The sequence below is a fragment of the Nocardioides sp. TRM66260-LWL genome (assembly GCF_020075545.1).
Taxonomy (GTDB): Bacteria; Actinomycetota; Actinomycetes; order Propionibacteriales; family Nocardioidaceae; genus Nocardioides.
Genome location: NZ_JAIQZK010000003.1, coordinates 329,677 through 355,319 on the forward strand (window position 1 = coordinate 329,677; position 25,643 = coordinate 355,319).

General features: G+C 73.6%; 27 protein-coding genes. 12 read left to right on the forward strand and 15 right to left on the reverse strand.

Going from position 1 to position 25,643, the window contains the following annotated elements:
* The first annotated feature begins 57 nt into the window (after window positions 1-57).
* The 3 genes from K8Z61_RS10775 to K8Z61_RS10785 are packed head-to-tail and all read left to right on the forward strand — an operon-like array spanning window position 58 to window position 1,264.
* Window positions 58-480, forward strand: a complete 423-nt coding sequence (locus K8Z61_RS10775; protein ID WP_224129338.1) for a hypothetical protein — start codon at window positions 58-60, stop codon at window positions 478-480.
* The gene (locus K8Z61_RS10780) at window positions 477-1,103 is read left to right on the forward strand and encodes a hypothetical protein (protein WP_224129339.1); all 627 of its coding nucleotides are present in this window, start codon (window positions 477-479) and stop codon (window positions 1,101-1,103) included. The genes K8Z61_RS10775 and K8Z61_RS10780 overlap by 4 nt, the downstream gene beginning before the upstream one ends.
* Complete coding sequence (locus K8Z61_RS10785; protein WP_224129340.1) at window positions 1,100-1,264, forward strand: hypothetical protein; 165 nt, start codon at window positions 1,100-1,102, stop codon at window positions 1,262-1,264. Before K8Z61_RS10780 ends, K8Z61_RS10785 begins: the two co-directional genes overlap by 4 nt.
* Window positions 1,265-1,321: 57 nt before the next feature.
* On the opposite strand, the gene K8Z61_RS10790 is transcribed toward K8Z61_RS10785, so the two are convergent.
* Window positions 1,322-1,714, reverse strand: coding sequence for a DUF2237 family protein (locus tag K8Z61_RS10790; protein ID WP_224129341.1), 393 nt, complete (start codon window positions 1,712-1,714; stop codon window positions 1,322-1,324).
* Between the two features lie 26 nt (window positions 1,715-1,740).
* Window positions 1,741-3,633: a translational GTPase TypA gene (gene typA / locus K8Z61_RS10795; RefSeq protein ID WP_224129342.1), complete on the reverse strand. Its 1,893-nt coding sequence runs from the start codon at window positions 3,631-3,633 to the stop codon at window positions 1,741-1,743.
* Between the two features lie 479 nt (window positions 3,634-4,112).
* Here typA and K8Z61_RS10800 point away from each other — a divergent pair, with 479 nt between their 5' ends.
* Complete coding sequence (locus K8Z61_RS10800) at window positions 4,113-5,417, forward strand: HNH endonuclease signature motif containing protein (RefSeq protein WP_224129343.1); 1,305 nt, start codon at window positions 4,113-4,115, stop codon at window positions 5,415-5,417.
* A gap of 213 nt (window positions 5,418-5,630) precedes the next feature.
* On the opposite strand, the gene K8Z61_RS10805 is transcribed toward K8Z61_RS10800, so the two are convergent.
* On the reverse strand, window positions 5,631-6,320 hold the full coding sequence (locus tag K8Z61_RS10805) for an aspartate/glutamate racemase family protein (protein ID WP_224129344.1): 690 nt from the start codon (window positions 6,318-6,320) through the stop codon (window positions 5,631-5,633).
* A 61-nt stretch (window positions 6,321-6,381) separates the two neighbouring features.
* Window positions 6,382-6,975 carry a TetR/AcrR family transcriptional regulator gene (locus tag K8Z61_RS10810; protein ID WP_224129345.1) on the reverse strand — a complete coding sequence of 198 codons (594 nt, stop codon included), beginning with the start codon at window positions 6,973-6,975 and terminating at the stop codon, window positions 6,382-6,384.
* 118 nt (window positions 6,976-7,093) lie between these two features.
* On the opposite strand from K8Z61_RS10810, the gene K8Z61_RS10815 reads away from it, so the two are divergent.
* A complete protein-coding gene (locus K8Z61_RS10815; RefSeq protein ID WP_224129347.1) occupies window positions 7,094-7,903 on the forward strand; it encodes a phosphatase PAP2 family protein in 810 nt (269 codons plus the stop codon).
* Between the two features lie 33 nt (window positions 7,904-7,936).
* On the opposite strand, the gene K8Z61_RS10820 is transcribed toward K8Z61_RS10815, so the two are convergent.
* Window positions 7,937-8,689: an SDR family NAD(P)-dependent oxidoreductase gene (locus tag K8Z61_RS10820; RefSeq protein ID WP_374227936.1), complete on the reverse strand. Its 753-nt coding sequence runs from the start codon at window positions 8,687-8,689 to the stop codon at window positions 7,937-7,939.
* A gap of 97 nt (window positions 8,690-8,786) precedes the next feature.
* Here K8Z61_RS10820 and mshA point away from each other — a divergent pair, with 97 nt between their 5' ends.
* Together mshA and K8Z61_RS10830 are read left to right on the forward strand one after the other, a co-directional pair.
* Window positions 8,787-10,073: a D-inositol-3-phosphate glycosyltransferase gene (gene mshA / locus K8Z61_RS10825; RefSeq protein WP_224129351.1), complete on the forward strand. Its 1,287-nt coding sequence runs from the start codon at window positions 8,787-8,789 to the stop codon at window positions 10,071-10,073.
* Complete coding sequence (locus K8Z61_RS10830; RefSeq protein WP_224129353.1) at window positions 10,070-10,645, forward strand: YbjN domain-containing protein; 576 nt, start codon at window positions 10,070-10,072, stop codon at window positions 10,643-10,645. The genes mshA and K8Z61_RS10830 overlap by 4 nt, the downstream gene beginning before the upstream one ends.
* Window positions 10,646-10,654: 9 nt before the next feature.
* Here K8Z61_RS10830 and K8Z61_RS10835 read toward each other — a convergent pair whose 3' ends face one another.
* From K8Z61_RS10835 to K8Z61_RS10845, 3 genes are all read right to left on the reverse strand, one after another.
* Window positions 10,655-11,596, reverse strand: coding sequence for a DMT family transporter (locus K8Z61_RS10835; protein WP_224129355.1), 942 nt, complete (start codon window positions 11,594-11,596; stop codon window positions 10,655-10,657).
* A 72-nt stretch (window positions 11,597-11,668) separates the two neighbouring features.
* Window positions 11,669-12,346 carry a response regulator transcription factor gene (locus K8Z61_RS10840; RefSeq protein ID WP_224129357.1) on the reverse strand — a complete coding sequence of 226 codons (678 nt, stop codon included), beginning with the start codon at window positions 12,344-12,346 and terminating at the stop codon, window positions 11,669-11,671.
* Window positions 12,343-13,506 (reverse strand): cell wall metabolism sensor histidine kinase WalK, encoded by a 1,164-nt coding sequence (locus tag K8Z61_RS10845; RefSeq protein ID WP_224129359.1) that lies wholly within the window; start codon window positions 13,504-13,506, stop codon window positions 12,343-12,345. The genes K8Z61_RS10840 and K8Z61_RS10845 overlap by 4 nt, the downstream gene beginning before the upstream one ends.
* 120 nt (window positions 13,507-13,626) lie before the next feature.
* Here K8Z61_RS10845 and phoU point away from each other — a divergent pair, with 120 nt between their 5' ends.
* Complete coding sequence (gene phoU, locus K8Z61_RS10850; protein ID WP_224129361.1) at window positions 13,627-14,286, forward strand: phosphate signaling complex protein PhoU; 660 nt, start codon at window positions 13,627-13,629, stop codon at window positions 14,284-14,286.
* A 4-nt stretch (window positions 14,287-14,290) separates the two neighbouring features.
* On the opposite strand, the gene K8Z61_RS10855 is transcribed toward phoU, so the two are convergent.
* The 3 genes from K8Z61_RS10855 to K8Z61_RS10865 all read right to left on the reverse strand — a co-directional run bounded on the left by K8Z61_RS10855 (window position 14,291) and on the right by K8Z61_RS10865 (window position 16,643).
* Window positions 14,291-15,034, reverse strand: coding sequence for a phosphoglyceromutase (locus K8Z61_RS10855; protein WP_224129363.1), 744 nt, complete (start codon window positions 15,032-15,034; stop codon window positions 14,291-14,293).
* A gap of 14 nt (window positions 15,035-15,048) precedes the next feature.
* On the reverse strand, window positions 15,049-15,756 hold the full coding sequence (locus K8Z61_RS10860) for a hypothetical protein (RefSeq protein WP_224129366.1): 708 nt from the start codon (window positions 15,754-15,756) through the stop codon (window positions 15,049-15,051).
* A 68-nt stretch (window positions 15,757-15,824) separates the two neighbouring features.
* Window positions 15,825-16,643: a hypothetical protein gene (locus tag K8Z61_RS10865; protein WP_224129368.1), complete on the reverse strand. Its 819-nt coding sequence runs from the start codon at window positions 16,641-16,643 to the stop codon at window positions 15,825-15,827.
* A gap of 255 nt (window positions 16,644-16,898) precedes the next feature.
* Here K8Z61_RS10865 and K8Z61_RS10870 point away from each other — a divergent pair, with 255 nt between their 5' ends.
* Both K8Z61_RS10870 and K8Z61_RS10875 read left to right on the forward strand, forming a co-directional pair.
* Window positions 16,899-17,384: a CarD family transcriptional regulator gene (locus K8Z61_RS10870; protein ID WP_224129369.1), complete on the forward strand. Its 486-nt coding sequence runs from the start codon at window positions 16,899-16,901 to the stop codon at window positions 17,382-17,384.
* A 108-nt stretch (window positions 17,385-17,492) separates the two neighbouring features.
* A complete protein-coding gene (locus tag K8Z61_RS10875; protein ID WP_224129371.1) occupies window positions 17,493-18,110 on the forward strand; it encodes a 2-C-methyl-D-erythritol 4-phosphate cytidylyltransferase in 618 nt (205 codons plus the stop codon).
* 30 nt (window positions 18,111-18,140) lie between these two features.
* Here K8Z61_RS10875 and K8Z61_RS10880 read toward each other — a convergent pair whose 3' ends face one another.
* Window positions 18,141-18,848 carry a 2-C-methyl-D-erythritol 4-phosphate cytidylyltransferase gene (locus K8Z61_RS10880; protein WP_224129373.1) on the reverse strand — a complete coding sequence of 236 codons (708 nt, stop codon included), beginning with the start codon at window positions 18,846-18,848 and terminating at the stop codon, window positions 18,141-18,143.
* A 121-nt stretch (window positions 18,849-18,969) separates the two neighbouring features.
* On the opposite strand from K8Z61_RS10880, the gene nirD reads away from it, so the two are divergent.
* Together nirD and K8Z61_RS10890 are read left to right on the forward strand one after the other, a co-directional pair.
* On the forward strand, window positions 18,970-19,329 hold the full coding sequence (nirD, locus tag K8Z61_RS10885) for a nitrite reductase small subunit NirD (RefSeq protein WP_224129376.1): 360 nt from the start codon (window positions 18,970-18,972) through the stop codon (window positions 19,327-19,329).
* 73 nt (window positions 19,330-19,402) lie between these two features.
* Entirely contained in the window at window positions 19,403-21,418 is a 2,016-nt protein-coding gene (locus K8Z61_RS10890) for an ATP-dependent DNA helicase (RefSeq protein WP_224129378.1), read from the forward strand.
* A gap of 72 nt (window positions 21,419-21,490) precedes the next feature.
* Here the strand turns inward: K8Z61_RS10890 and K8Z61_RS10895 are convergent, their stop codons facing one another.
* The 3 genes from K8Z61_RS10895 to lexA form a co-directional block, all read right to left on the reverse strand.
* Window positions 21,491-22,819 (reverse strand): alkaline phosphatase family protein, encoded by a 1,329-nt coding sequence (locus K8Z61_RS10895; protein WP_224129380.1) that lies wholly within the window; start codon window positions 22,817-22,819, stop codon window positions 21,491-21,493.
* Complete coding sequence (locus K8Z61_RS10900) at window positions 22,819-24,516, reverse strand: alkaline phosphatase (protein ID WP_224129382.1); 1,698 nt, start codon at window positions 24,514-24,516, stop codon at window positions 22,819-22,821. Before K8Z61_RS10900 ends, K8Z61_RS10895 begins: the two co-directional genes overlap by 1 nt.
* Before the next feature lie 139 nt (window positions 24,517-24,655).
* Window positions 24,656-25,426 (reverse strand): transcriptional repressor LexA, encoded by a 771-nt coding sequence (lexA, locus tag K8Z61_RS10905; protein ID WP_224129385.1) that lies wholly within the window; start codon window positions 25,424-25,426, stop codon window positions 24,656-24,658.
* Between the last annotated feature and the right edge of the window lie 217 nt (window positions 25,427-25,643).

Consider the following 25,643-nt stretch of genomic DNA (forward strand, 5'->3'; position numbering starts at 1 on the left):
GGAGCGCCGATGAGTGACCGTCCGGGTCTCCCCCGGAACCGACGGCAGGCCGCTGCTGTGGACGACGACGGGCGCCGTGGGCTGCGGCAGGTGCCGCTGATGTTCTGGAGGCTCGTGGCCTCGACGATCGCCGGGCTGCTCCTGCTCGCCGCCGTCATCGCGGACTCCGAGACCACCTGTCTCATCGCCTCGGTCATCCTCCTGTGCTCGGCGCTGGCCGCCCGCGACCTGGTGCGCATCGGCCCCAATGGCCCGGTGGTGGTGCCCGGCATCCACGGCGCGAGCGTCGCCGTCCTGATCGTGGTCCCCGCAGCAGCGGCCGACTGGGCCTGGGCGGCCTGGCTGGCCGGGGCAGCGGGCATCGCGTTCACCGTGCAGGTGCTGATCTCGATGACCTGGGGTGACAGGCGCAAGCGAGCGGCTCGTCAGGCCTTCCTGGCCGAGCTCGACCGCGAGTACGAGGCAGGTGGCAGGCAGTGACCGCGCAGCCGTCGGACCCCTTCGTCCGGCTCGAGCTCCTGGCCCCGCCCGGCTGGGTGCGCCTGCCGCTCGACGTCGACCCCGACGCGTGGGCCGCGGAGGAGACCCGCTCGGCGTCCGCGGGCCTGCGTCCCCAAGGCTCCTCGGTCGGGCTCGAGACCGCGACGGAGCTGCTCGCCAGCGCCGCCCGACGGGCCCAGCACCTGTGGGACGGCGACTTCGCCGCACCGGTCTCCCTCGCGCTGCAGCCCGACCCGCTCGGGCGGGTGTACGCCGTGGTCGACGCCTGCCTGTTCCCGATGGAGGATCTCCCGCTCACCCCGGACCGCATCCTCGGCATCGGGTCCGACCACGGCGGCATCCTCGGCGACGTCGAGACCACCGAGGTCGAGCTGCCGGCCGGACGCGCGCTGCGTCATCGCGGCCTGCTGGCGGCCATGCCGGGGCTCGACGACCCGACGTCGTCCCAGGTCACCGAGGCGCTCGCGTACCTGATCACGCCCGTCGACCTGCCCGGGTTCGTGCTGCTCGAGGCCCAGTGGGCCGAGCTCGACCTCGCCGAGGAGATCGTCGCGCAGGTCGATGAGATCGCCGACACCCTGCTCGTGGAGGCCCGGCAGTGACCCTCGGCTACCGGCTGATCGCGCCGGACGGCTGGGACCGCGTCCCGCTCGACGACCGTGCCGAGCGGGCGGTCGGACGCACGCTCTTCGACGCGGTCGCGTCCAGCGTGCGGTGGCAGGTCGGTGACGAGCCCGCCGCCGCTGACGCGGTGACCTCCTGACGCGTCGAGGCGCCGGTCCGGGCCGATCGTCCCGGGCCGCATCGCCCGGCCCGGACCTCAGGGCTCGAGGCCGCTGAGGTCGCCCGGGACGTCGACGGCGTGCTGGCGCAGCACCTCGAGCGGGATCAGCCGCAGCACCGAGGCGTTCGTCGCGGCCAGCCGCACCGGGGCGGCCGCGCCGTCGTGGTGGGCGCGCAGCCAGTTGTGCGCCGTCACGCACCACGGGTCGCCCGGACGCAGGCCGGGGAACCCGTACTCCGGTCGCGGCGTCGCGAGGTCGTTGCCGATCGACGCCTGGTGGGCCAGGAACGCGTCGGTGACGACGGCGCAGACCGTGTGCATGACCCGCTCGTCGCCGCGGGTGGCGCAGCAGCCGTCGCGGTGGAAGCCGGTCATCGGCTCCGTGCCGCACTCCTCCAGCTCGCCGCCCAGGACGTTGCGCTCGCTCACGACGCCATCCGTCCCCCGGCTCCGGCCTACTTGTTCGCCTTGCGGGCTCGGCTGGTGATCTTCGCCCGCTCGTTGGCGTCGAGGACGACCTTGCGGATGCGCGCGAAGTCCGGCGTCACCTCAACGCACTCGTCCTCGCGGCAGAACTCCAGGCACTGCTCGAGGCTGAGCTTCTTCGGCGGGATGAGCTTCTCGAAGTTGTCGGAGGTGGCCGACCGGATGTTGGTCTGCTGCTTCTCCTTGGTGATGTTGACGTCCATGTCGTCGGCGCGGGAGTTCTCGCCGACGATCATGCCCTCGTACACCTCGGTGCCGGGCTCGACGAACAGCACGCCGCGCTCCTGCAGCGAGGTCATCGCGTAGGCGGACGCCGCGCCGGCGCGGTCGGCGACCAGCGAGCCGGACGCGCGGGAGCGGATCTCGCCGGCCCAGCGCTCGTAGCCCTCGGAGATGTGGTGGGCGATGCCGGTGCCGCGGGTGGCGGTGAGGAACTCGGTGCGGAAGCCGATCAGACCGCGGGCCGGGACGATGAACTCCATGCGGACCCAGCCGGTGCCGTGGTTGCTCATCGACTCCATGCGGCCCTTGCGCACCGCGAGCAGCTCGGTGATGGTGCCGAGGTACTCCTCGGGGGCGTCGATCGTCAGGCGCTCCATCGGCTCGTGGATCTTGCCGTCGATCTCGCGGGTCACCACCTGCGGCTTGCCGACGGTGAGCTCGTAGCCCTCGCGACGCATCTGCTCGACCAGGATGGCCAGCGCCAGCTCGCCGCGACCCTGCACCTCCCAGGCGTCCGGACGGTCGGTGGGCAGGACGCGCAGCGACACGTTGCCGATGAGCTCGGCGTCCAGGCGGTCCTTGACCAGGCGAGCGGTGACCTTCGAGCCCTTGGTCTTGCCGACCATGGGGCTGGTGTTGGTGCCGATGGTCATCGAGATCGCCGGCTCGTCGACGTGGATCAGCGGCAGCGCCACCGGGTTCTCGGGGTCGGCGAGGGTCTCGCCGATGGTGATGTCGGGGATGCCCGCGATGGCCACGATGTCGCCCGGGCCGGCCTGCTCGCCGGGCTTGCGCTCGAGGCCCTCGGTGATCAGCAGCTCGGTGATGCGGACGTTCTTGACCTCGCCGTCGCGACGCATCCAGGCCACCGTCTGGCCCTTGCGCAGGGTGCCCTGGTGGATGCGCAGCAGCGCGAGCCGGCCGAGGAACGGGCTGGAGTCGAGGTTGGTGACGTGGGCCTGCAGCGGCGCGCCCTCGACGTAGGTGGGCGCCGGGATGGTCTCGAGGATCGTCTTGAACAGCGGCTCGAGGTCCGCGGAGTCCTCCGGCAGCGTGCCGTCGGCCGGGCGGGTCAGCGACGCGACGCCGGCCTTGCCCGAGGCGTAGACCACCGGGAAGTCCAGCGCGTCCTGGCTGTGGCTGTCGTCCAGCAGGTCCATGAACAGCTCGTAGGTCTCGTCGACGACCTCCTCGATCCGCGCGTCGGCGCGGTCGGTCTTGTTGACGACGAGGATCACCGGCATGTCGGCGTTGAGCGCCTTGCGGAGCACGAAGCGGGTCTGCGGCAGCGGGCCCTCGGAGGCGTCGACGAGCAGCACGATGCCGTCGACCATCGACAGGCCGCGCTCGACCTCGCCGCCGAAGTCGGCGTGGCCGGGGGTGTCGATGATGTTGATCGTCAGGCCCTCGGGTGCCGACGGTCCGGTGTAGCGGATCGCGGTGTTCTTCGCGAGGATCGTGATGCCCTTCTCGCGCTCGAGGTCGCCGGAGTCCATGACCCGGTCGGCGACCGACTCGGCCTCGTGGGCGCTGAAAGCGCCGGCCTGACGCAGCATCGCGTCGACCAGCGTGGTCTTGCCGTGGTCGACGTGCGCGACGATCGCGACGTTGCGCAGGTGGGCGGTGGTGGATCCAGACATGGCGAGACTTCCGGCGAGAGGGGCGCTCCCGGGCGTCGGGGGCGCGTGCGAACGGGCCCGAGGGCCCCGGTGAGTCTAGGGCCGGGGTCGGGTGCGGGCCGATTCGCCGGAGCCCGGGGTGACGCCGGTCTCAGGCCGGGGCGCGGTCGGGCGCGGCACGGCGGTCGAGCCTGTCGAGACCCCCGCACCCGACGCGGTGGTCGATCGAGCTTGTCGAGACCCTCGCGGATCGGTGGTCGAGCTTGTCGAGACCCCCGCACCCGAACACCGGCGGTCGGCTCACTGTTCGGCGGTGGTCGCTGTGGCGGTCATGGCACTCGGTGGTTGCCCGCCGTCTCGGTAGCTCGGGTGTTCCCCTTTCGCCGTCGCCGGCTGCACCTTTGCATCTCTCAGTTGTCTTTGGCTGAGGTTCTCAAAACCCTCATCTGATCTGGGGATATCCACTTCTCTTCGAACGCGTGTTCGCATAGAATCACGCTATGCCCTCTCGGACCCCACGGCTGCTTCGCGACAGTGACGCGTTGCGCGCGGCGATGGCCGCGCGGGCTGCTGAAGAGCAGTCGGCCCGCGAGGTCTTCATCGCGGCCGCGGACTGGGCGATCGCCCACGTCGCCGGGTCCGGTGACGTCGCGGGGTACGTGATCGACACCGGGATGATGCTCCCGCTGGCCGGTGCCGGTGCGCCCGAGGTGCAGGAGCACGCGGTCACCGAGTTCATCACCGCGCTGGGCATGACCCAGCAGGCCGGCTCGTTCTACGTCGGACACGCCCTGGAGGCGTGTGTGCGGTTGCCGCGCGTCTGGTCTCGTCTAGTGAAGGGCGAGCTCGCGGTCTGGCAGGTGCGTCGGATCACCGAGGACACCATCCCGCTCTCCGCCGAAGCCGCTGACCTGGTCGACGCGCGGATCGCGGCGTACGCCCACCAGGTCTCGCGCACCCAGATCAGCAACATCTGCCGGGTCGCGCAGGAGCACGCCGACCCCGGGGACGCGGTCCTGCGTCAGGCGCGCGAAGCCGAGCACCGTCGCTTCGACGTCTGGCTCGGCCAGACCGGTTTCGACGGCACCGTCGACGTCAGCGCGATCCTCGACCAGCCCGATGCCGCCGACCTGGAACGCGCCATCGCGGCCCTCGCCGAGCAGCTGAAGAAGGCCGGATCCCAGGAGACGCTGAACGTCCGGCGCGCGAAGGCCGCCGGCATGCTCGCACGCGGCGAGCAGGCCCTCCCGCTCGAGACCGGCGAGACCCCCACCCGGAACGCTCCGAGCCGGTCGAGGCATCTCACGCTCTACGTCCACCTGTCGGTGGACGCGGTCACCGGCGCCCTCGGCGACGTGGCGCGTTCCGAGGCGTCCCGGTCGCCCCTCGGCGTCGACGTCATCAAGGCCTGGTGCCAGACCGCCGGCACCACCGTGACCGTCCGACCGGTGCTCGACGTCGCGGCGGAGCGCTACTCCGACGCCTACGAGGTGCCGGACCTGATGCGCGAGCAGATCGTCCTCCGCGACCACACCTGCGTGTTCCCGTACTGCCGCCGACCCGCGAGAGCCTGCGACGCCGACCACATCGACCCCTACGAGTCAGGCGGACCGACGGCGTCGTCCAACCTGGCGCCACTCTGCCGCAAGCACCACCGCCACAAGACCCACGACGGCTGGCGCTACAAGCCCGACCCCGACGGCCCACCCGGCAACTACCTGTGGCGATCGCCGAACGGCGTCCGATTCCGCCGCGACCGTCACGGCACCACCCTGGTGGTGGTCGAGCCTGACCCCGGTGGTTGAGCCGCACTCCGGTGGTTGAGCTTGTCGAAACCCCGGTCTCGACAAGCTCGACCACCGACAGCTCAGCTCGACCACCGACAGCCCCGCTCCACCACTGACAGCCCCGCAGCCCGACACCTCCCCGGTGATCGGGCCAGCGGCGCGTGAGGACGTGGTGAGGCCACCCAGGCCCGTCGGCCCTGCGCTGCGCAGGGCGCGAGCCGCGGCCGAGGCTCAGCCGAGCGCGCGGTCGAGCGCCGCCGCGACGTGCAGCGTGGTGCACGGGAAGAGCGGCAGCTCGGAGTCGGCCTGCCGCACCAGCAGCTCCAGCTCGGTGCAGCCGAGGATGACCCCGCCCGCCCCGGCGTCCCAGAGCCGCTCGATCTGGGCGACCACGGTGCGCCGGGAGGCGTCGACGACGCGACCCGCGACGAGCTCCTCGTAGATGATCCGGTTGATCTCGGCGTGGGCCTCGGCGTCCGGCACGTGCACGGTGAGGCCGTGCGAGGCCAGGCGGCTGGTGAAGAAGTCGCGCGACATGGCGAACGTCGTGCCGAGGAAGCCCACCGACGTGACGCCCTGCGCGAGGCAGGCCTCGGCGACGACGTCGGCCAGGTGCAGCAGCGGGACGTCGATCGCCGCCGCGACCTGGTCGGCCACCCGGTGAAAGGTGGTGGTGGCGAGGAGCACGAAGTCGGCGCCGCCGCGCTCCAGACCCTGCGCTGCCTCGGCCAGGACGGCCGCGACGGCGTCCCAGTCCTCGGCCTCCTGCAGGGCCGTGACCTCGGCGAAGTCGACCGACGAGAGCAGCACCCGGGCGGAGGCGAGGCCGCCGCGCCGCTCCTGCACCCCGACGTTGAGCGCCTCGTAGTACACGGCGCTGCTCTCCCAGCTCATCCCACCGATGACACCGATCGTCTGCATGCGCTGAGTCTGGCACCCGGTCGATGACGCCGTGCGGGGCGGTCGCGGGACGGGACCGGGGTCAGCCGTGGTCGGGGCGGACGACCCGCTCGACCAGGGTCAGCAGGCGCGCGCTGAGCGACGCCGCCGACTCCTCGCGGGGCTCGTCCAGCCACTGCAGGACGGCCCGGGCGGCCCCGCCCGCGGCGAACTCGACGGCCAGCGGGTCGGCGTCCGGGTGCGCCGTCCGGAGCCGGTCGGCCAGCCACTCGCCGAGGGTGGCGGACACGCGCGGCACCAGGCCGGCGTCGTCGAGCCGGGCGCCGTAGGCCGCGCGATCGGCCGCGAGGCCCTCGAGCACCGGGGCGAGCGATCCGTCGGAGGGCGGGCCGAGGTCGTCGAGCCGCAGCCGCAGCGACGCGGCGAGCAGCCCCTCGACGCTGCCGAAGTGCTGGTAGAAGGTCGGACGGCTGACGCCCGCGCGCTCGCACAGGGCGCTGACGGTGAGCTCGGGTCCGCGGCCCTCGGTGATCAGCTGGAGCATCGCCTCGCTGAGGGCGGCGCAGCTGCGGCTCACGCGGGCGGCGCGCTGGCCGATGGGGGCTGCGGACGACGTCGCGGACGACGTCGCGGCCGGTCGTGCGGCGGGCGACGGGGCGGTGGCGGCGGCGCGCATCTCCCTCACCCCCTCGTATGTCTTCCGTTCGTCGGCCATTCTTACACGTGTAAGGTACCGCTGGCTCGGGTAGGCAGTGCAGGTGCGCCCACGGTGGGCGGCAGGGACAGGAGACCCCATGGGCTACGCAGAGCTGGCAGGCGCCGCTCGCGCGCGCCGCCGCACCGGCGTGCTCGCCGCCGTGCTCGAGATCGCCACGGTGCTCGCGCTGTTCGGCGTCTACAACGTCGGTCGCCTGATCGCCACCAACCGCGTCGCCACCGCGGACGACCACGCCCGCCAGCTGCTCGACCTCGAGCGCTGGCTCGGCCTGCCGTCCGAGGAGGTCCTGCAGCGCCTGGCGTTCAAGGTGCCCGACCTCATCGCCTTCGCCGACCGCTACTACGTCAGCGTGCACTTCCCGCTGACCGTCGCGGTGCTGGTGTGGCTCTACGCCTTCCGCCGCCCGGCCTACACCTGGGCCAAGTGGGGCCTGATCCTCGCCACCGCCGTCGCGATGGTCGTGCACATCGTCGTGCCGATGACGCCGCCGCGCCTGCTGACCGGCCTCGACATGGTCGACACCGGGGCGCGCGCCGGCCAGAGCGTCTACGCCGGCACCTCGCCGGTGGGCGGCCTGGCCAACGAGTACGCCGCCATGCCGAGCCTGCACGTCGGGTGGGCGCTGCTCCTGGCCGTCGTCCTGGTGCGCACGTGTCGCACCCGCTGGCGCTGGCTGTGGATGGCCCACCCGGTCATCACGATGGTCGTGGTCGTCGTCACCGCGAACCACTACCTGCTCGACGGGGTCGCCGGCTCGCTGCTGGTGCTCGCCGGCCTGTGGGTCAGCGCCCGGCTGTGGGCGCCGGCGTACGAGGCGGCGGGGCTCGCGCAGCGCGAGCAGGCGCCCGAGCCGTCACGTCCGGCGCCGGTCGTCGAGGCCGGCTGAGCGCCGATCGGCCTCACCGGGCCGCGAAGCGGGTCAGCCCTCGCGGTGCACCTTGTGCTGCGCCGCCTGGGCCCGCGGTCGGATGACGAGCTCGTCGATGTTCACGTGAGCGGGTCGGGTGGCCATCCAGGTGATCGCCTCCGCGACGTCGTCGGCCGTGAGCGGCTCGCGGACGCCCGCGTAGACCGCGTCGGCACGCGCCTGGTCGCCGTCGAAGCGCACCAGCGAGAACTCGTCGGTGCGCACCATGCCGGGGGCGATCTCGCAGATGCGCACCGGCTGGTCGAAGAGCTCGAGGCGGAGCGTCTCGGTGACGACCTTCGTGCCGTGCTTGGCCGCGGTGTAGCCGCCGCCGCCCTCGTAGGCGGTGCGTCCGGCGGTGGAGCCGACGTTGACGATCACGCCCGCGCCCGAGGCCACCAGCGCGGGCAGCAGCGCCCGGGTGACCTGCATGAGGCCCAGGACGTTGACCTCGTACATGGCCCGCCACTGGGCGGAGTCCGCCTCGGCGACCGGCGTCAGCCCGAAGGCGCCGCCGGCGTTGTTCACCAGCACGTCCAGGCGCCCCCCGACGGTCTGCGCGAGCGCCGCGACCGACGCCTCGTCGGTGACGTCGCAGATCACCGCGACGCCGTCGATCTCGCCGGCCAGCTCCTGCACGCGCTCGGCGCGCCGGGCCGCGCAGACCACCTGGAAGCCGGCCGCGGCGAGGTGACGGGCCGTGGCGGCCCCGATGCCGCTGCTGGCTCCGGTGACGACGGCGGTGGGACGGGTCTCGGCGCTCATGGCGCCCATTGTGCGCGCCGGAGGGGTGGGAATGGTCCGCGGGGTTGGGCGGTTCTGGTTCGCTGAGTCGAGGAGCCAGACGAGCCGGAGGACGCCCATGGTGCTGCCCGCGGAGCCGGGACCGGTCCGTCGCGTCGCCATGATCAGCGTGCACACCTCGCCGCTCGACCAGCCCGGCACCGGCGATGCCGGTGGGATGAACGTCTACGTCGTCGAGCTCGCCCAGCGGCTGGCCAAGCGCGGCGTGGAGGTCGACGTCTTCACCCGCGCCACCCGCTCGTCCCTGCCGCCGACCGCGCCCTGCGGCGACGGCGTCACCGTCCGGCACGTGCCGGCCGGGCCGTTCGAGGGGCTCACCAAGGCCGAGCTGCCCGCCCAGCTGTGCACCTTCGCCCGCGAGGTGCTGCGCGCCGAGGCGTCCCAGCCGGTCGGCCACTACGACGTCGTGCACTCGCACTACTGGCTCTCCGGCCAGGTGGGCGCGCTGGCCCGCGACCGCTGGGGCGTGCCGCTCGTGCACTCGATGCACACCATGGCGAAGGTCAAGAACGAGGCCCTCGCGCTCGGCGACGCCCCCGAGCCCGCCGTGCGGGTGATCGGCGAGCAGCAGGTCGTCGACGCCGCCGACGCGCTGGTCGCGAACACCGACCTCGAGGCCAAGCAGCTGATCAACCTCTACGACGCCGACCCCGGCCGGGTCGACGTCGTCCATCCCGGCGTCGACCTCGAGCGGTTCCGGCCCCGCCCGCAGGCGGCGCTGCGCCGCGAGCTCGACCTGTCGGCCGAGGCCCTGGTCGTCCTCTTCGCGGGCCGGATCCAGCCGCTGAAGGGGCCGCACGTGCTGCTCCGGGCGGTCGCCGCGCTGCTCGAGCGACGCCCCGAGCTGCGGTCGCGCCTGGTCGTGCCGATCGTCGGCGGGCCGTCCGGTAGCGGACTGGAGCACCCCGAGGAGCTCGCCCACCTCTCGGCCGCGCTCGGGCTCGACGACGTCGTCCGGTTCGTGCCGCCGGTCGACCAGGCCGCGCTCGCCCGCTGGTACACCGCCGCCTCGCTCGTGGCCGTGCCCTCCTACAACGAGTCCTTCGGCCTGGTGGCCGCCGAGGCCCAGGCCTCCGGCACCCCGGTGCTCGCCGCCGCGGTCGGCGGCCTGACGACCGTGGTGCGCGACGGCCACTCCGGGCTGCTGGTCGACGGGCACGCCACCGACGCCTGGGCCGCCTCCCTGGAGCGGCTCCTGCTCGATCCCGTCCTGCTGGCCCGGCTGCGCGCCGGCGCCCCGCTGCAGGCCGCCGGGTTCTCCTGGGACGCCACCGCCGCCGGGATGCTCGACGTCTACGACCGCGCCCGCCGCCAGCTCCGCACGGACCGAGAGGCCACCGCATGACCGCCCAGACCCCCGAGACCGCTCAGAACCCCGCCGACCTGTCGACGCCCACCTCGCCGGCCCGCGACCGGGCCCGCGAGACCGTCGCTGCCTACCTGCGCGCCAACGACCTGGAGTTCGAGGAGATCGCCGAGGGCGTCTTCTCCTTCACCCTGCCCGGCGAGAAGAAGCTGCAGACGGCCGTCCGGCTCGACGTCGGGCCGCACGCGCTCGGCGTGCACGCGTTCGTGTGCCGGCGCCCCGACGAGAACACCCTGCAGGTCTACCGGTGGCTGCTCGAGCGCAACCTGCGGATGTACGCCGTGGCCTTCGGCGTCGACGCCCTCGGCGACATCTACCTCGACGCGCGGCTGCCGCTCGCGGCCGTGGCCGACGACGAGCTCGACCGCCTGCTCGGCTCGGTGCTCAGCTACGCGGACGAGTCGTTCAACGTGCTGCTGGAGCTCGGCTTCGCCTCCTCGATCCGCAAGGAGTGGGAGTGGCGTCGGCTGCGCGGCGAGTCCACGCACAACCTCGAGGCGTTCCGCGGCTGGCTCGAGGCCGGCTCGGACCCGGAGCCCCCGCGCGCCTGACGCCCGTCCTCAGGCCGGCGTGGGCCGCGGGCGGCGTCGGGTGAGCAGCACGCCGCCGATCGCGAGGGCCCCGCCGAGGAACGCCAGCGCGGGCGGCACCTCGTCCAGCAGCCCCCAGGCCAGCAGGGTGGCGATCACCGGCACCAGGAACGTCGTCAGCGACAGCGCCCCGGCGCCGGTGCGCGCCAGCGCGTAGGCCCAGGTCGTGAAGGCGATCGCCGAGGGGAAGACGCCCAGGTAGGCGATCAGCAGCAGGGTGCCCGCGGAGCCGTGGCGGAGCACGTCGAGCAGCTGGCCGGCGAACGGCAGGCAGACCGCGGCGCCGACGGCGGTGGCGGTGAAGGTCGTCTCCAGCGCCCCTGCGGTGGCGAGCACCGGCTTCTGGGTGAGCACGCCGATCGCGTACGCGACCGCGGCGACCAGCGCCAGCAGCACCCCGACGACGTCGCCGGACGCGTGACCCGACGAGCCCTGCGCGATCACGACGACGCCCGCGAACCCCAGGCCCATCCCGACCACCAGCCAGCGGTGCAGCGGCTCGTCGAGGAAGACCGCGGCCAGGAGCGCGACGACCAGCGGGCCGATCTGCACGACCAGGGCGGCGGTGCCGGCGTCGATGCGCCGCTCGGCGGCGTTGAGCCCGATGTTGTAGACCCCGAACCAGAGCACGCCGCACGCGAGCAGCTGCGGCGCCCGGGAGCGGGTCGGCCACCGTCGCTCGCGCCGGGTCAGCAGGAGCGCGCCGAGCGCGACGCCCGCGACCAGCAGCCGACCCAGGCTCAGGGCGCCCGGGGTGACGTCCTCGCCGAGGTGCCGGATCGCGACGAAGGCGCTCGCCCAGAGCAGCAGCGTCGTGCCCGCGGCCACCACCGGCAGCCAGGGACGCTCGGTCGAGGCCGGGGAGGCGGGAGCGGGCACGGTCGGCTCGGAGGCGGTCGGCGGCGAGGTCACGGACCCGACCCTAGGGCGTGGGTGTGGGCAGGGGCTCGCGGGTTTCGGACGCCGCGTCCGGCCGCCGGCGGCTCAGAGATCGAGCTTGTAGCCGAGCCCGCGGACCGTGACGAGGTACTTCGGCTCGCTCGGGTCGGGCTCGAGCTTCGCGCGCAGCCGCTTGACGTGCACGTCGAGGGTCTTGGTGTCGCCGACGTAGTCGGAGCCCCACACGCGATCGATGAGCTGGCCGCGGGTCAGCACCCGGCCCGGGTTGCGCAGGAACATCTCGAGCAGCTCGAACTCCTTCAACGGGAGCCGTTGCTCGCTGCCGTCGACCGTGACGACGTGCCGCTCGACGTCCATCCGCACCGGCCCGGCCTCGAGGGTCGAGGGGGAGAGGTCCGGTTCGGCGCCGCGGCGCAGCACCGCGCGGATGCGGGCCACCAGCTCGCGGGGCGAGTAGGGCTTGGTGACGTAGTCGTCGGCGCCGAGCTCGAGGCCCACGACCTTGTCGACCTCGTCGTCCTTGGCGCTCACCATGATCACCGGGACGCTGGAGGTGGCGCGGATCTGGCGGCAGACCTCGGTGCCGGGGATGCCGGGGAGCATGAGGTCGAGCAGCACGATGTCGGCCCCGTTGCGGTCGAACTCGCTGAGCGCCTCGTGCCCGTCGGCCGCGATCGCGACCTCGAAGCCCTCCTTGCGCAGCATGTAGGAGAGCGCCTCGCTGTAGCTCTCCTCGTCCTCGACCACGAGTACGCGGGTCACGGGCGAACCTCCTGCATCCGATGCATCTGTGGGGTGGCGGCGGTGGCGACGTGGCGGGGGAGGCTCAGGGTGAAGGTGGAGCCCTGCCCCTCCGCCGACCAGACGCGGATCTCGCCGCCGTGGGTGGCGGCGACGTGCTTGACGATCGAGAGCCCGAGGCCGGTGCCGCCGGTGGAGCGGTGACGGGCGGGGTCGACGCGGTAGAACCGCTCGAAGATGCGGTCCAGCTCGGTGGTCGGGATGCCGATGCCCTGGTCGACCACCGAGATCTCGACCTGGTCGCCCTCGACCCGGGTGGCGACCGTGACGGTCGACTCGGGGTCGCTGTAGGCGACGGCGTTGGCGACCAGGTTGGTGACGGCGGCGCCGACCTGCTGCTCGTTGCCCCACACCCGCAGGCCGAACTCGCCGTCGGCGACGACCGCGATGCGCTTGGCCTGGGCGTCGATGGTGCTGGTGTCGATGGCCACCCGGACGACGTCGTCGACGTCGACCGCGACCGGGGCGTCGAGCGGGTCGTCGGCCTGGAGGCGGGAGAGCTCGATGATCTGCTGCACCAGGTTGGAGAGGCGGTCGCTCTCCAGCAGCATGCGGCCGGCGAAGCGCTTGACCGCGTCGGGGTCGTCGGCGGCGTCGGCGACGGCCTCCGAGAGCAGGCGGATCGCGCCGACCGGCGTCTTCAGCTCGTGGCTGACGTTGGCGACGAAGTCGCGGCGGACCTCCTCGACGCGGCGCTCGCGCGTGCGGTCCTCGACGAGCGCGAGCACGACGCGCGACCCGAGCGGGGCGACCCGGGCCGTCACGTGCCGCGCGCCGCCCTCGCGCAGCGGCAGCACCAGCTCGGTCTCGCGGATCTGCCCGTCGCGGCGCACCTGGCGCACCAGGGTGGCGAGCTCGTCGGAGGAGAGCTCCGAGCCGCGCACCAGCCCCAGGGCGTACGCGGGCGCCGAGGCCTTGAGCACGGCGTCGCTGTCGTCGACGACGACGGCGCTGCTGCGCAGCACCGAGAGCACGGCGGCGACCCCCGGCGGCAGCAGCGGCTCGACGACCGGGGCCGGGCCGCGCTGCTGGCGGTCGCTGACGTGCCAGGCCAGGACGGCGGCCCCGGAGACGACGGCTCCGATGAGCGCGGCGAGGAACGCCTGCATCGTCGGATCCACGTGGCTGATCGTACGCACGGCGCACACCGCCGGTTCACCATCCCGAACGACCTTCCGGTTGTTCATCGACCGTTCACACCCGTCGGTCGTCAGGCCTCCTACCATCCGTAGGCTGCCGCCATGCGAGAGGTCTTCCACGAGCAGCTCGACGCCGTCTTCGCCGACCTGGCCGACATCTGCGCCCGGGTCGAGACCGCCGTCCGGGAGGCGACGCGGTCGCTGCTCACCGGCGACGCCGCGATCGCCGAGCAGGTCATCAGCGACGACGTCGCGATCGACCGGGCGCGCGAGCGGGTGGAGGACAACGCCTTCGCGCTGCTCTCCCTCCAGGCGCCGGTGGCCGGCGACCTGCGGGTCGTCGTCGCGGCGCTGCGCATGGTCACCGAGCTCGAGCGGATGGGCGACCTCTCGGTGCACGTCGCCAAGATCGCCCGGCTGCGGGTGCCCGAGCTCGCGGTGCCCGACGACATCCGCCCGACGCTCGAGCGCATGGCCGCGATCGCCGAGGACATGGTGCGCCGGGTGAGCGCGATCATCCTGGCCCGCGACGTCGGCGCCGCCATCGAGCTCGGCCGCGACGACGAGATGATGGACCAGCTGCGTCGCACCAGCTTCGCCCAGCTGCTCTCGGACGAGTGGCAGCACGGCGTCGAGGCCGCCATCGACGTCGCACTCCTCGGCCGCTACTACGAGCGCATCGCCGACCACGCCGTCTCGGTGGCGAACCGGGTCGTCTTCGCCGTCACCGGCGAGAACCCCCGGGCCGCAGGGGCCGAGTGAGCCCTCAGCGTCCCTGGTTGGCGACGGCCGCAGCAGCGGCCGCGGCGGCCTCGGGGTCGAGGTACTCGCCGCCCGCGACCGTCGGCTGCAGCTCGTCGTCGAGCCGGTAGACCAGCGGCATGCCCGTGGGGATGTTGAGGCCCGCGATGTCGTCGTCGGAGATGCCGTCGAGGTGCTTGACGATGGCGCGCAGGCTGTTGCCGTGCGCGGCGATCAGCACCGTGTGCCCCGCCCGCAGGTCGGGCACGATCGCGGCGTCCCAGTAGGGGACGAGGCGGGCGATGACGTCCTTGAGGCACTCGGTGCGCGGCAGCTCGGCGCCGAGGTCGGCGTAGCGCGGATCCCCGACCTGCGAGAACTCGTCGTCGTCGGCCAGCGGCGGCGGCGGGACGTCGAAGCTGCGTCGCCAGAGCATGAACTGCTCCTCGCCGAACTCCTCGAGCGTCTGCTTCTTGTCCTTGCCCTGCAGGGCGCCGTAGTGGCGCTCGTTCAGCCGCCACGAGCGACGCACCGGGATCCAGTGGCGGTCGGCGGCGTCGAGCGCGAGTGCCGCGGTGTTGATCGCGCGACGCTGCAGCGAGGTGTGCACGACGTCGGGGAGGACGCCCGCCTCGCGCAGCAGCTCGCCGCCGCGCACGGCCTCGCCGCGGCCCTTCTCGGTGAGCGCGACGTCGACCCAGCCGGTGAAGAGGTTCTTGGCGTTCCACTCGCTCTCGCCGTGGCGGAGGAGGACGAGGGTGTGGCTCACGGGGGCGTCTCCGCTCACTCGGCGGGGGTCGGGCTGGAGTCGATGCTCGAGCCCTCGGGCTCGCCGCCGTCGGAGCCGATGGAGGCGCCCGGCATCTGGTTCGGCGTCGCGAAGTCGCAGCTGTAGGGCTCGCCCTCGGCCGCGGCGGAGGCCGACGGCGAGGCGCTCGGCGTCGCCTCGGCGCTGGAGGACGGGGACCCGGTCGTGGCGCCGCCCTTGGGGGCGTCGGCGAAGGCGGTGTCGAAGCCCGCGAACTCGTCGCAGTTGGTGACCGTGGTGACGCCGGTGGTGACCGACTGGCCGTTGCTGAAGGCGAAGGTGAGGGTCAGGACGTCGCCGGCGCCGAAGTCGCCGGTGACGGCGATGCGCTTGGTGGCGAGGTCGACGTCGCGCCGGGGGGCGACGTCGATGGCCGGGAAGGTCGCGACCTGCACCTTGGCGTCGCTGGCCGGCGTGACCGACTGCAGCGAGATCGCATCGGTGGCCGAGCCGTTGGAGAGGCTGGCCACGAGCGTGCCCTCGCCCGCGCGGGAGGCGACGACGACCGCGCCGAGGATGTCGACCTCGCCGGAGCGGTCGTTGAGGCCGGCGGCGGGGGTGTAGACGCGGTCGGTGGCGTACCGGAAGCCGCACGACGAGAGGGTCGGGGCGGCGAACGCGAGCGCGGCGACCGCCAGGACGGCGGTGCGACGGACGGGCCGGCGGTGGGGCTGCATGGGCATGACCTTCGGTGTCGTCGGGCGAGGCGAGGCCAAGAGTATCGCCGGGCCGACCTCCCCGACGCACCGGCTCAGCCGCTGAGCCCCCGGGTCGAGCCGACGACGGCCAGGCCGACGAGGCCGAGCACCACCCAGGCGGTCGCGAGGGTGAGCAGCCGCCCGGCGCCGATTCGCAGCCCGACGCGCAGCGGCAGGTGCCGCCAGCCCTCCTCGTGATCGGGCACCAGGCCCCACAGGCCGGTCAGCAGGTGCACCCCGACGCCCAGGAGGGCCGCCACGACGACCATGACGGCGTCCGGCGGCACCCCCGTCGTGGCCCCGCCCCACCCGCCGAGGGAGAGGAACGCCGGGTAGAGCCCGAAGGCGACCGCCCACGGCACCCAGCTGAGCAGCCCGCGGCGCAGCACGTGGTTCCCGAGCCCGGCCACGGCCACCGAGGCCAGGTAGGCCAGGCCCGCGCGCACGCCGTGCGCGATCGACAGCGGCACGAGCACCAGGACGGCCAGGGCGAGCGCGTAGCCGAGGGTGCCGGCGTCCAGGCCGAGGGTCGTCGCCTTGCGGCCGGCGGCGTGCCGGGCGTCGCGGCGGCGGTCGACTAGGTCGTTGTGCCAGCCGAGCACGGTCTGGCCGACGAGGACGGTGACCAGGACGAGCCCGACCTCGCGCCCCGGGCGTCCGGCCAGCGCCGCCGCGAGGGCGAGGACGGCCGCCGTCACGACGCCCTGGCGCGGGTGCGCCGCGCGGACGAGCAGCACGGGGGTCCAGCCGCGCCAGCCGGGTGCGCGGCCCGCCGCGGCCGGCTCGCCGGGCCGGCTCGGCTCCTCCGGCGCGGTCGGCTCGTGCGAGGACTCGAGGGTGGCGGGGTCGTGCGGGGTGGCCCGAGGACGCATGGCGTCAGTATCGACCAGGGCGGGCGGCAGGTGAGGACGACGCCCTGCGACGAGGCCCCGAGGCCGCGTCGAAACATGTCACTTCCGACGGGTTTGAGACCGGCGGAAACGGGGAACGCGTGTGCGCCCACCACAGCCCATGGCCGCCTGTCAACCCTGAGTTGGCTCGGCATCAGGCCTCTGACCTGCGAAAACATGCTGGAACCACTTCTTAGGCCGTGTTAAGATGGAGATCTAGGAAGGGGAACCTGACATATGACTTTCACCGTCGGCGAAACGGTCGTCTACCCGAATCACGGGGCTGCCGTCATCGAGGACATCGAGACCCGCACCATCAAGGGCGAGGACCGCCAGTACCTGGTGCTGAGGATCGTCGCCCAGCAGGACCTCGTGGTCCGCGTGCCCGCCTGCAACCTGGACCTCGTCGGGGTCCGAGACGTCGTCGACCGGGAGGGTCTCGACCGCGTCTTCGACATCCTGCGCGCCGCGCACGTCGAGGAGCCCACCAACTGGTCGCGCCGCTACAAGGCCAACCTGGAGAAGCTGCACTCCGGCGACGTCATGAAGGTGGCCGAGGTCGTCCGCGACCTGTGGCGCCGCGAGCGCGACCGCGGCCTGTCGGCCGGCGAGAAGCGGATGCTCGCGAAGGCCCGCCAGATCCTGGTCTCCGAGCTCGCGCTCGCCGAGCACACCAACGAGGACAAGGCCGAGGCCATCCTCGACGAGGTGCTCGCCTCCTGAGCCTCGGCTCACCGGATCCCACGATCCACCTGCCTCCTCACGACGGCCCCCGGGTGATCCACCCGGGGGCCGTCGTCGTGTCCGGGTGCGGGCCCTAGGGTCGGAGGCATGGACGTCGTCGACCTCGCCGAGCCCGACCTCGACGCCGAGGAGCAGCCGCCCGCGCGGGGCGTCGTCCTGGACGCCGGCCGCGGCCCCCTGGTCTTCGCGCTCGTCCACGGCGAGCCGCTCGTCGCCTGCGCCGCCTGGGCGCTCGGCGAGGCCGGCGTCGACCTGGTCGACCTCGGCCTCGGGGCGGAGGTCCTCGCGGACCTCGACGAGCCGGTGGTCCTCCACGACGCGCTCTGCCCGTTGACCCCGCCGCCGTTCCTCGCGGCCTGCCTGCGGGAGGCCCAGGCGCAGGGCGTCGCCGTGCTCGGCGTGCGCCCCGTCTCCGACACCGTCAAGCAGCTCGACGCCGACGCCGCCGGGGTGGTGACGCTCGGGGAGACCCTCGACCGCGACGCGCTGCTCGCCGTCGCCTCCCCGCTCGCCCTGCCGGCTCCGGTCGTCGCGGCCCTGGCGGAGCGCGGGGTCGCGCTCGACGGCGCCGCCGACCTCGCGACGCTCGCCCGCACGATCCGCGACCTCGGCCTGCCCGTGCGCCTGGCGTGGGCTCCGCCCCAGGGCCGCCGCGTGCACGGCGAGGACGACCTGCGGCTGCTGGAGGCGCTCGACCCGCGCTGACGCCGAGTCGGCCGCCGGGCCGGTCGCGGATCAGTCGAGCAGGCGCTCGGCCAGCGCGACGTCCTCGGGGTAGGTGACCTTGAGGTTCAGCGGCGTGCTCGGCACCGCGACGATCCGCACCCCGTCGGCGAAGCGGTCGACGCACGTGGCGGTGTCGGTGCCCTCGAAGCCGGCGGCGTCGGCCGCCCGGTAGGCCGCCAGCAGGGGAGCGGCGGCGAAGGCCTGCGGGGTCTGCATGCCCGCGACCGGGCCGACGACGGGCGTCAGGTCGCGGTCGACCACCGCGTCGACGGGCGTCACCGGCACCGCTCCGCCGTGCTCCTGCGCGGCGGCCAGCACCGCGGCGTAGAGCGCCTCGGAGGCCAGCGGGCGGGCGCCGTCGTGGACGGCGACCAGCGCGATCCGACCCGCGTCGACGTCCGGGGCCAGGTGCGCCAGGGCCGCCCGCTCCGAGGCGTGCCGGCTGGCGCCGCCCACGACCACCTCGACCTCGGCGTCCTCCGGGAGGTGCGGCTCGACGGCGGCCGCCACGGCGCCGGCCTCGCCCTCCCGCACGACCAGGACGACGCGGTCCGCCACAGCGCACGCGGTGCGCAGCGATCGCGCGAGCACGGGCACGTCCGCCAGCGGGAGGAGCACCTTGTTGAGCGGGACGCCGTCGACCGTCGCGCCCACCCGCGTGCCGCTGCCCGCGCCGAGCACGACCACCGCCACCCGCGCGTCCGCCTGCTGCTGCACGGGCGCAACCTACCGGGGCGCCCGGGAAGGGTTTTCCCAGGTGTTACACGGCGAAACAGAGGAGGTCGGTTCGCTCGCCTAGCGTCCCGAGCGTGCACGGACGGCCGGAGGGGAGCGAGCGATGAGCCCGCGATCGCGGGCTGCCGAGGAGTGGCAGCCGGTCTGCCAGCTCGAGCAGCTCGAGGTGCAGCGCGGCGCGACCGCGCTCGTCCACGGCCAGGCCGTGGCGATCTTCCGGCTCGACGACGAGCACGTCTACGCGCTGGGCAACCACGACCCCTTCGCCAAGGCGTCGGTGATCGCCCGCGGCATCGTCGGCTGGCGCGGCGAGGTGCCGTTCGTGGCCTCGCCGGCCCACCGTCACGCCTTCGACCTGCGGTCCGGGCGCTGCCTCGAGGACGGCACCGTCTCGGTGCCCGCCTACGACGTCAAGGTCGTCGAGGGCGTCGTCCTGGTGGGGCACCGCAAGAGCGCCGCCTGAGGCGTCGCGGGCGCTCGTCGCCTGTGGGCGCGGGCGCATCGACGTCGGCGGCCTCGCCTAGGCTGAGGCGGCCATGACGACCTCCCCCGACGCCCCCGCCGACGCCGACCTCGCGCGGGTGCGCTCCGTGCTCGCGACGGCCGTGCGCGGGCTCGGCGGCAGCGAGCGACCGGGGCAGGTCGCGATGGCCGAGGCCGTCGCGACGGCGCTCGAGGACGCCACCCACCTGCTCGTCCAGGCCGGCACCGGCACCGGCAAGTCGCTGGCCTACCTGGTGCCCGCGCTGCTGCATCGGCAGCGGGTCGTCGTGGCCACCGCCACCCTCGCGCTGCAGCACCAGCTCGTCGAGCGCGACGTGCCGCGGCTGGTCGCCGCGCTGAAGGGCACCGCCGGCGTCGACACGTCCTACGCCGTGCTGAAGGGTCGGTCCAACTACGCCTGCCTGCACCGCATCCGCGAGGGCGTCCCCGACGACCAGGGCGTGCTCGTCGACGTGCCCCAGGGCTCGATGGCCGAGAAGGTCCTCGAGCTGCGGTCGTGGGCCGAGGAGGAGGCCGAGCGGGGCGGCACCGGCGAGCGCGACGCCGCGCCGCGCCACACCGAGCGGGAGTGGCGCCAGGTCAGCGTGGGCCACCGCGACTGCCTGGGCGCCACCCGCTGCCAGTTCGGCCAGGAGTGCTTCGCCGAGCAGGCCCGCGAGAAGGCCCACCGCAGCCACCTGGTGATCACCAACCACTCGCTGCTCGCGATCGACGCCATCGAGGGCGTCCCGATGATCCCCGACTACGACGCCGTGGTGGTCGACGAGGCGCACGAGCTGGTCGCCCGGGTCACCCAGGCCGCCACCGACGAGCTCGGCGCGGGCGACGTCGAGCGGGCCGCCCGCCGCGCGCAGCGGCACGTCGACGGCAGCGAGGCCGACGACCTCGCCGACGCGGCCACCGCGCTGCGCGACGCGCTCGGCGCCGCGACCGCCGGCCGGATCGAGCGGCTCTCCGCCGATCTCGGCGACGCCCTGCAGCTGGTCCGCGACGCCGCCCGCTCCTGCGTCTCGGCGTTCCCCAAGGAGGCCTCGGGCGACGACGCGGACGCCGGTCGCCAGCAGGCCCGCGGGGGCGTGCAGGAGGTCTTCCAGATCGCCGAGCGGATGGCCGCGAACGGCCAGCACGACGTGCTGTGGGTGGCGGAGGGCGGCGAGCGGATCCCGCCGCGGCTCTGCGTCGCTCCGCTGCAGGTGTGGGGGCCGATGCGCGACCGCCTCCTCGCCGACAAGACCGTCGTGCTCACCTCGGCCACCCTCATGCTCGGCGGCGACTTCGGCGCCGTCGCCGGCAGCCTGGGGCTCAAGCCGGGCGAGCAGCTGGGGTCGTCCGGCAGCGCCGCCGGCGCGGCCGCGTCCGACGACGCCCAGCCGTGGCGCGGCCTCGACGTCGGCAGCCCGTTCGACTACGGCCAGCAGGCCATCCTCTACGTCGCCCGGCACCTGCCGCAGCCGGGCCGTGACGGGCTCGGCCAGACCACCCTCGACGAGATCGTCGGGCTGATCGACGCCGCCGAGGGCCGCACGCTGGGGCTCTTCTCCTCGCGCCGCGCCGCCGAGGCGGCCGCCGAGGTCGTGCGGGCGCGCCTCCCGCACCTGACCACGCTCGTCCAGGGCGACGCCCAGCTGCCCGAGCTGGCGCGCCAGTTCGTCGAGGACCCCCACACCTGTCTGTTCGGCACGCTCTCGCTGTGGCAGGGGCTCGACGTGCCGGGCGACACCTGCCAGCTGGTGCTCATCGACCGCATCCCGTTCCCGCGGCCCGACGACCCCCTCATGAGCGCGCGCCAGAAGGCGGCCGACGAGGCCGGGGGCAACGGGTTCATGCAGGTTGCGGCCACCCACGCGGCGCTGCTGCTCGCCCAGGGCGCGGGCCGGCTGATCCGCTCGTCCGGCGACCGCGGCGTCGTGGCGATCCTCGACCCGCGCCTGGCCACGGCGCGCTACGGCGGCTTCCTGCGCGCCAGCCTGCCGCCGATGTGGACCACCACCGATCCGCGGCTCGTGCGGCAGGCCCTCGCCCGGCTGGCGGCGGCTCCGGCCCGCTGAGGCGTCCCGACGCACGCCGCCCCGGACCGACGGGGTCGGTCCGGGGCGGGCGCGGGTGCTGCCGGGTCGGGCTCAGGCCAGGTGCGAGCGGCCCTCGTACTGGATCGTCGACATCCCGAACGCGTCGGCCACGATCGCGGCGACGTCGAAGGTGAACGCCTGACGCACCGAGGCGCGGCCCTTCGGCACCCGCCGGTGGCCCCCGCCGAGGAAGAACGGGATCGGCGCGGTGGCCGGGTGCCCGTGGTTGCCGGGGATCGGGTTGCTGGTGCTGCTGGGGTCGGAGAACCGCCAGCCGGCGTGGCAGTAGACGACCACCTCGCCGGCGTTCGCGCCCAGGCGCAGCGAGAGGTCGCGGCGGTCGTACGCGGCCAGCACGCCGTCGACCGGCGTCGCCAGGGCGATCATCCGCTGCACCGCGGCGTCGCGCTGGGCCGCGGGCCCCGTCCAGTAGCAGAGGTCGGCGCCACCGTTGTCGGCGATGACGACGTTGCCGGCCAGCAGCGGGTCGGCGGCGAAGACCGGCGAGAGGCTGACGAAGCGGTTCGGCAGCGACCAGTCCATGGAGTGGTCGGCGAGCACGCAGACGACCGCGTCGTCCCAGTGCCCGGCGTCCTTGACGGCCTGCACGAAGCGTCCGACCTGCACGTCGGTGTCGGCCAGCGCGAGTCGGCGCGCGACCTGCAGCGTGGTGCCGGTGAGGTCGGCGTGCCCGAACCGGTCGATGTCGCCGAGGTTCACGAACATCAGGTGCGGGTCGTAGTCCTGCAGCATCGCCAGCGCCGCCTGCATGGTGAACAGGTCCGGTGCGTGGTTGGTGATCGGGAGCAGCGGGGCCGGCTCCCAGCGCTGGCCGGCGCGGGTGCCGAAGATGCCGTAGAGGTAGTCCTTCGACAGCACGGTGCCGGTGCGGAAGCCGGCCTTGCGCAGCCGCTCGATGACCGTGACGGCCTTGAGGTCGGTGGGCCGGTCGAGGTCGCGGACGACCTTCTCGGCCCGGTCGTAGACGCTGTTGGCCGGCACGCCCGTGCGGTCGGGCCGCACGCCGCTCATCATCATGACGTGGTTGGGGATCGTCTCCATGATCGGCAGGGAGCGGGCCCGGGGCAGGTTGAGCCCGCCGGACTTGAGCGCGTGCAGGTTGGGCGTGAGGAGCGGCGAGATCTCCGCCGGACGGCAGCCGTCGATCACCAGGACGTAGACGCGGGTCCTGGTCGACGGCTTCGCGACCGCGCGGCCACCGCTCGTGGCTGCGCCGGCGACGGCGTCGGTGCTGAACACCAGGCCGGCGGCCGCCGCGGCGGCGCCCGCCACGACGGTGCGTCGACCGGCCCGGATCTCGCGGGCGCCCGCCTCGAACGGGGACTCGGCGCCCTCGGGGCGCCGCGACTCGGTGCACATCAGGCGGTCACCGGGCCCGCGGCGTCGCTGACGGCGTTCGAGCCGGCGAGCGTCTGGTACGACACCGACCACGTGCTCGGCGAGCCCTTCGTCGCGCGATCGCCGATGACGTACCAGTCGCACTGGGTGCGCTCGGGCGTCACGTCGAGCACGCAGAAGCCGTGGCTGTCGAAGTCGAGGTACTTGATGTGCCGGTTCGCCGCCTTGATCGCGGTCTCGACCGCCACGCTCGTGGTGCGCGGCGGGGTGCCGGTGATGTCCTTGAGGTTGTTCGACGTGACCGAGGCGCCGACGAACTCCACCGCCAGCGAGTCGCCCACGGCGGGGTACAGCGAGGTGTCGGCGGGCAGGTCGGCAGCCCAGCCGGAGTGGATGTCGCCGGTGATGAAGACGACGTCGCGGGTCTGGCCGTCGGCGAGCTGGGCGAAGACCGTCTTGCGGTCGGCGGTGTAGCCGTCCCACTGGTCGACGTTGTACGGGATGCCGTCGGTGGGAACGACGCCGAGCGCGTCGTGCAGCTGCGTGGAGACCGCCTGCGGCAGCGCCGCGAAGGTGACCGGCGCGATCATCACCGGGTTGCCGATGATCTTCCACTGCACCTCGGTGCTGGCCAGCGACTCCCTCAGCCAGGCCATCTGCTCGGCGCCGGTGATGGTGCGGCTGGGGTCGTCGACCTTGCCGGTGTCGGGGCCCGGCGAGCTGACCTGCTCGGACCGGTAGGAGCGCAGGTCGAGCATGCTGATCTCCGCGAGCTGGCCGAAGCGGAAGCGCCGGTAGAGGCGGTCGCCGTCGCCGAGACGCGCGGTGCCGTTCATCCGCACGGGCATCCACTCGTCGTAGGCCCGGTGGGCTCGGGCCCGGCGTCGACCCCAGTCGCCCTCGGTGGCCGGCTGGTGGTTCTCCGCGCCTCCGGACCACTGGTCGTTGGCGACCTCGTGGTCGTCCCACGTGATGATCCAGGGGTACTTCGCGTGCAGCGCCTGGAGGTCGGGGTCGGTCTTGTACTGGGCGTGCCGTTGGCGGTAGTCCGCGAGCGAGAGCACCTCGTGGTCGGGCACGTGCGGGCGGATGTCGACGTCGTTCCTGCCGTTGCCGTACTGGCCAGGGCCGTACTCGTAGAAGTAGTCGCCGAGGTGGACGATCAGCTGCAGGTCGTCACGCTTCGCCAGGCCCCGGTACGCGCTGAAGTAGCCGGCCTGCCAGTTGGCGCACGAGGTGAAGCCCAGGCGCAGGCCCTCGAGCTCGGCGTCGAGCGCCGGGGCGGTGCGCGTGCGGCCGACGCGGCTGGTCTGACCGGCTGCCTTGAAGCGGTAGAAGTACCAGGTGGCGGGCTTGAGGCCGGTCGCGTCGAGCTTGACCGTGTGGTCGCGCGCGGCGGTCGTGACCACCGAGCCGCTGCGGACGATCCGGCGGAACCCGGCGTCGGTGGCCACCTCCCACGCGACCGTCGTGCGCGGGCCGACACCGCTGCCCGGGGTCGCGCCGCGGGTCGGTGTCACCCGGGTCCAGAGGACGACGGCGCCGGGCAGCGGGTCGCCCGAGGCGACGCCGTGCTGGAAGACGCGGTGCGCGGCCGGGGCGGCCGACGCGGCGGGGTCGAGACCGGCGGTGGCGCTGACCGCGCCGGCCGCGCCGAGCAGCGACCCGGAGGCGAGGACGGTGCGACGGCGCACCGCGGGGACGTTGGAGGAGGTCACGCCTCCATCAACGCACCCGTGCGAGAGGGGTGACGCGATCGGGGGCGAACGGCACCCGAAGTTCACCGACTGGTCACCCGCGCCGTGGTGCGCCTCACAGCGAGGCGCACCACGGCGCGGGTGACCGGCCCGGGATCGCTCAGACCCGGCGGAGCACCGCGGTGACGACGCCGAGGATCCGCGCGTGCGTGCCGTCGATCGGCTCGTAGGCGGCGTTGCGCGGCATGAGCCACACGCCCGTGGCGTCGCGCTGCAGGATCTTGACCGTGGCCTCGCCGTCGATGAGCGCGGCGACCATCTGGCCGTTCGTCGCGGTCTGCTCCTGGCGCACGACGACGAAGTCGCCGCTGCAGATCGCGGCGTCGATCATCGAGTCGCCGACGACCTCGAGCAGGAACAGCTGACCCTCGCCGACCAGCTGGCGGGGCAGCGGGAAGACGTCGGAGACCTGCTCCTCGGCGAGGATCGGGCCGCCCGCGGCGATGCGTCCCACCACCGGGACGAGCGCGGCCTCCGGTGCGGCGTCGCCGATGCCGGTCTCGTCGATGCCGGAGTCGTCGGCCGACGAGAGGGTGCGCCGCGCGGCTAGCACCTCGGGCAGGAACACCTCGAGGGCGCGCGGCCGGTTGCCGTCGCGCTTGAGGAAGCCCTTCTCCTCCAGCGACCGGAGCTGGTGGGCCACGCTCGACGTGCTGGTCAGCCCGACCGCCTGACCGATCTCGCGCATGCTCGGCGGGAAGCCCCGCTTCTCGATGGAGTCCTTGATCGTGGCGAGCACCTTGAGCTGGCGCTGGGTGAGCCCGGAGGCGTCCGGCGGACCGTCGGGCAGCTCGGCGACGGAGTCGCCGGCGACCGCCTTCAGTGCGCGGGCCGGGTCGGCGGAGGAGGACGGAGGCTTGCGGGTCGGCATGGACCGACCGTAGGGGAGAGCGCCGACAGGACCAAACATCTGTTCGAACCGGCGTGTCGCGCGTCTCGGCGGGCGTCGTTCGAACATCCGTGCGGCTCCGCTCTTGTGTTCGATCGAACACCTGCTCTATCGTTCGAGGTGTTCGAACGCATGAGCGAGATCGTCCCGGAGCGGAAATGTCGGTGGTCGCCACTAGACAGATCCCGAGCCGGGGCAC

What these genes read in the sequence shown, in the direction of transcription:
- typA (WP_224129342.1), bottom strand. Translation starts at nt 3,633, where the DNA reads ATGTCTGGATCCACCACCGCCCACCTGCGCAACGTCGCGATCGTCGCG.
- K8Z61_RS10800 (WP_224129343.1), top strand. Translation starts at nt 4,113, where the DNA reads ATGCCCTCTCGGACCCCACGGCTGCTTCGCGACAGTGACGCGTTGCGC.
- K8Z61_RS10805 (WP_224129344.1), bottom strand. Translation starts at nt 6,320, where the DNA reads ATGCAGACGATCGGTGTCATCGGTGGGATGAGCTGGGAGAGCAGCGCC.
- K8Z61_RS10810 (WP_224129345.1), bottom strand. Translation starts at nt 6,975, where the DNA reads ATGCGCGCCGCCGCCACCGCCCCGTCGCCCGCCGCACGACCGGCCGCG.
- K8Z61_RS10815 (WP_224129347.1), top strand. Translation starts at nt 7,094, where the DNA reads ATGGGCTACGCAGAGCTGGCAGGCGCCGCTCGCGCGCGCCGCCGCACC.
- K8Z61_RS10820 (WP_374227936.1), bottom strand. Translation starts at nt 8,689, where the DNA reads ATGAGCGCCGAGACCCGTCCCACCGCCGTCGTCACCGGAGCCAGCAGC.
- mshA (WP_224129351.1), top strand. Translation starts at nt 8,787, where the DNA reads ATGGTGCTGCCCGCGGAGCCGGGACCGGTCCGTCGCGTCGCCATGATC.
- K8Z61_RS10830 (WP_224129353.1), top strand. Translation starts at nt 10,070, where the DNA reads ATGACCGCCCAGACCCCCGAGACCGCTCAGAACCCCGCCGACCTGTCG.
- phoU (WP_224129361.1), top strand. Translation starts at nt 13,627, where the DNA reads ATGCGAGAGGTCTTCCACGAGCAGCTCGACGCCGTCTTCGCCGACCTG.
- K8Z61_RS10860 (WP_224129366.1), bottom strand. Translation starts at nt 15,756, where the DNA reads ATGCCCATGCAGCCCCACCGCCGGCCCGTCCGTCGCACCGCCGTCCTG.
- K8Z61_RS10865 (WP_224129368.1), bottom strand. Translation starts at nt 16,643, where the DNA reads ATGCGTCCTCGGGCCACCCCGCACGACCCCGCCACCCTCGAGTCCTCG.
- K8Z61_RS10870 (WP_224129369.1), top strand. Translation starts at nt 16,899, where the DNA reads ATGACTTTCACCGTCGGCGAAACGGTCGTCTACCCGAATCACGGGGCT.
- K8Z61_RS10875 (WP_224129371.1), top strand. Translation starts at nt 17,493, where the DNA reads ATGGACGTCGTCGACCTCGCCGAGCCCGACCTCGACGCCGAGGAGCAG.
- nirD (WP_224129376.1), top strand. Translation starts at nt 18,970, where the DNA reads ATGAGCCCGCGATCGCGGGCTGCCGAGGAGTGGCAGCCGGTCTGCCAG.
- K8Z61_RS10890 (WP_224129378.1), top strand. Translation starts at nt 19,403, where the DNA reads ATGACGACCTCCCCCGACGCCCCCGCCGACGCCGACCTCGCGCGGGTG.
- K8Z61_RS10895 (WP_224129380.1), bottom strand. Translation starts at nt 22,819, where the DNA reads ATGTGCACCGAGTCGCGGCGCCCCGAGGGCGCCGAGTCCCCGTTCGAG.
- lexA (WP_224129385.1), bottom strand. Translation starts at nt 25,426, where the DNA reads ATGCCGACCCGCAAGCCTCCGTCCTCCTCCGCCGACCCGGCCCGCGCA.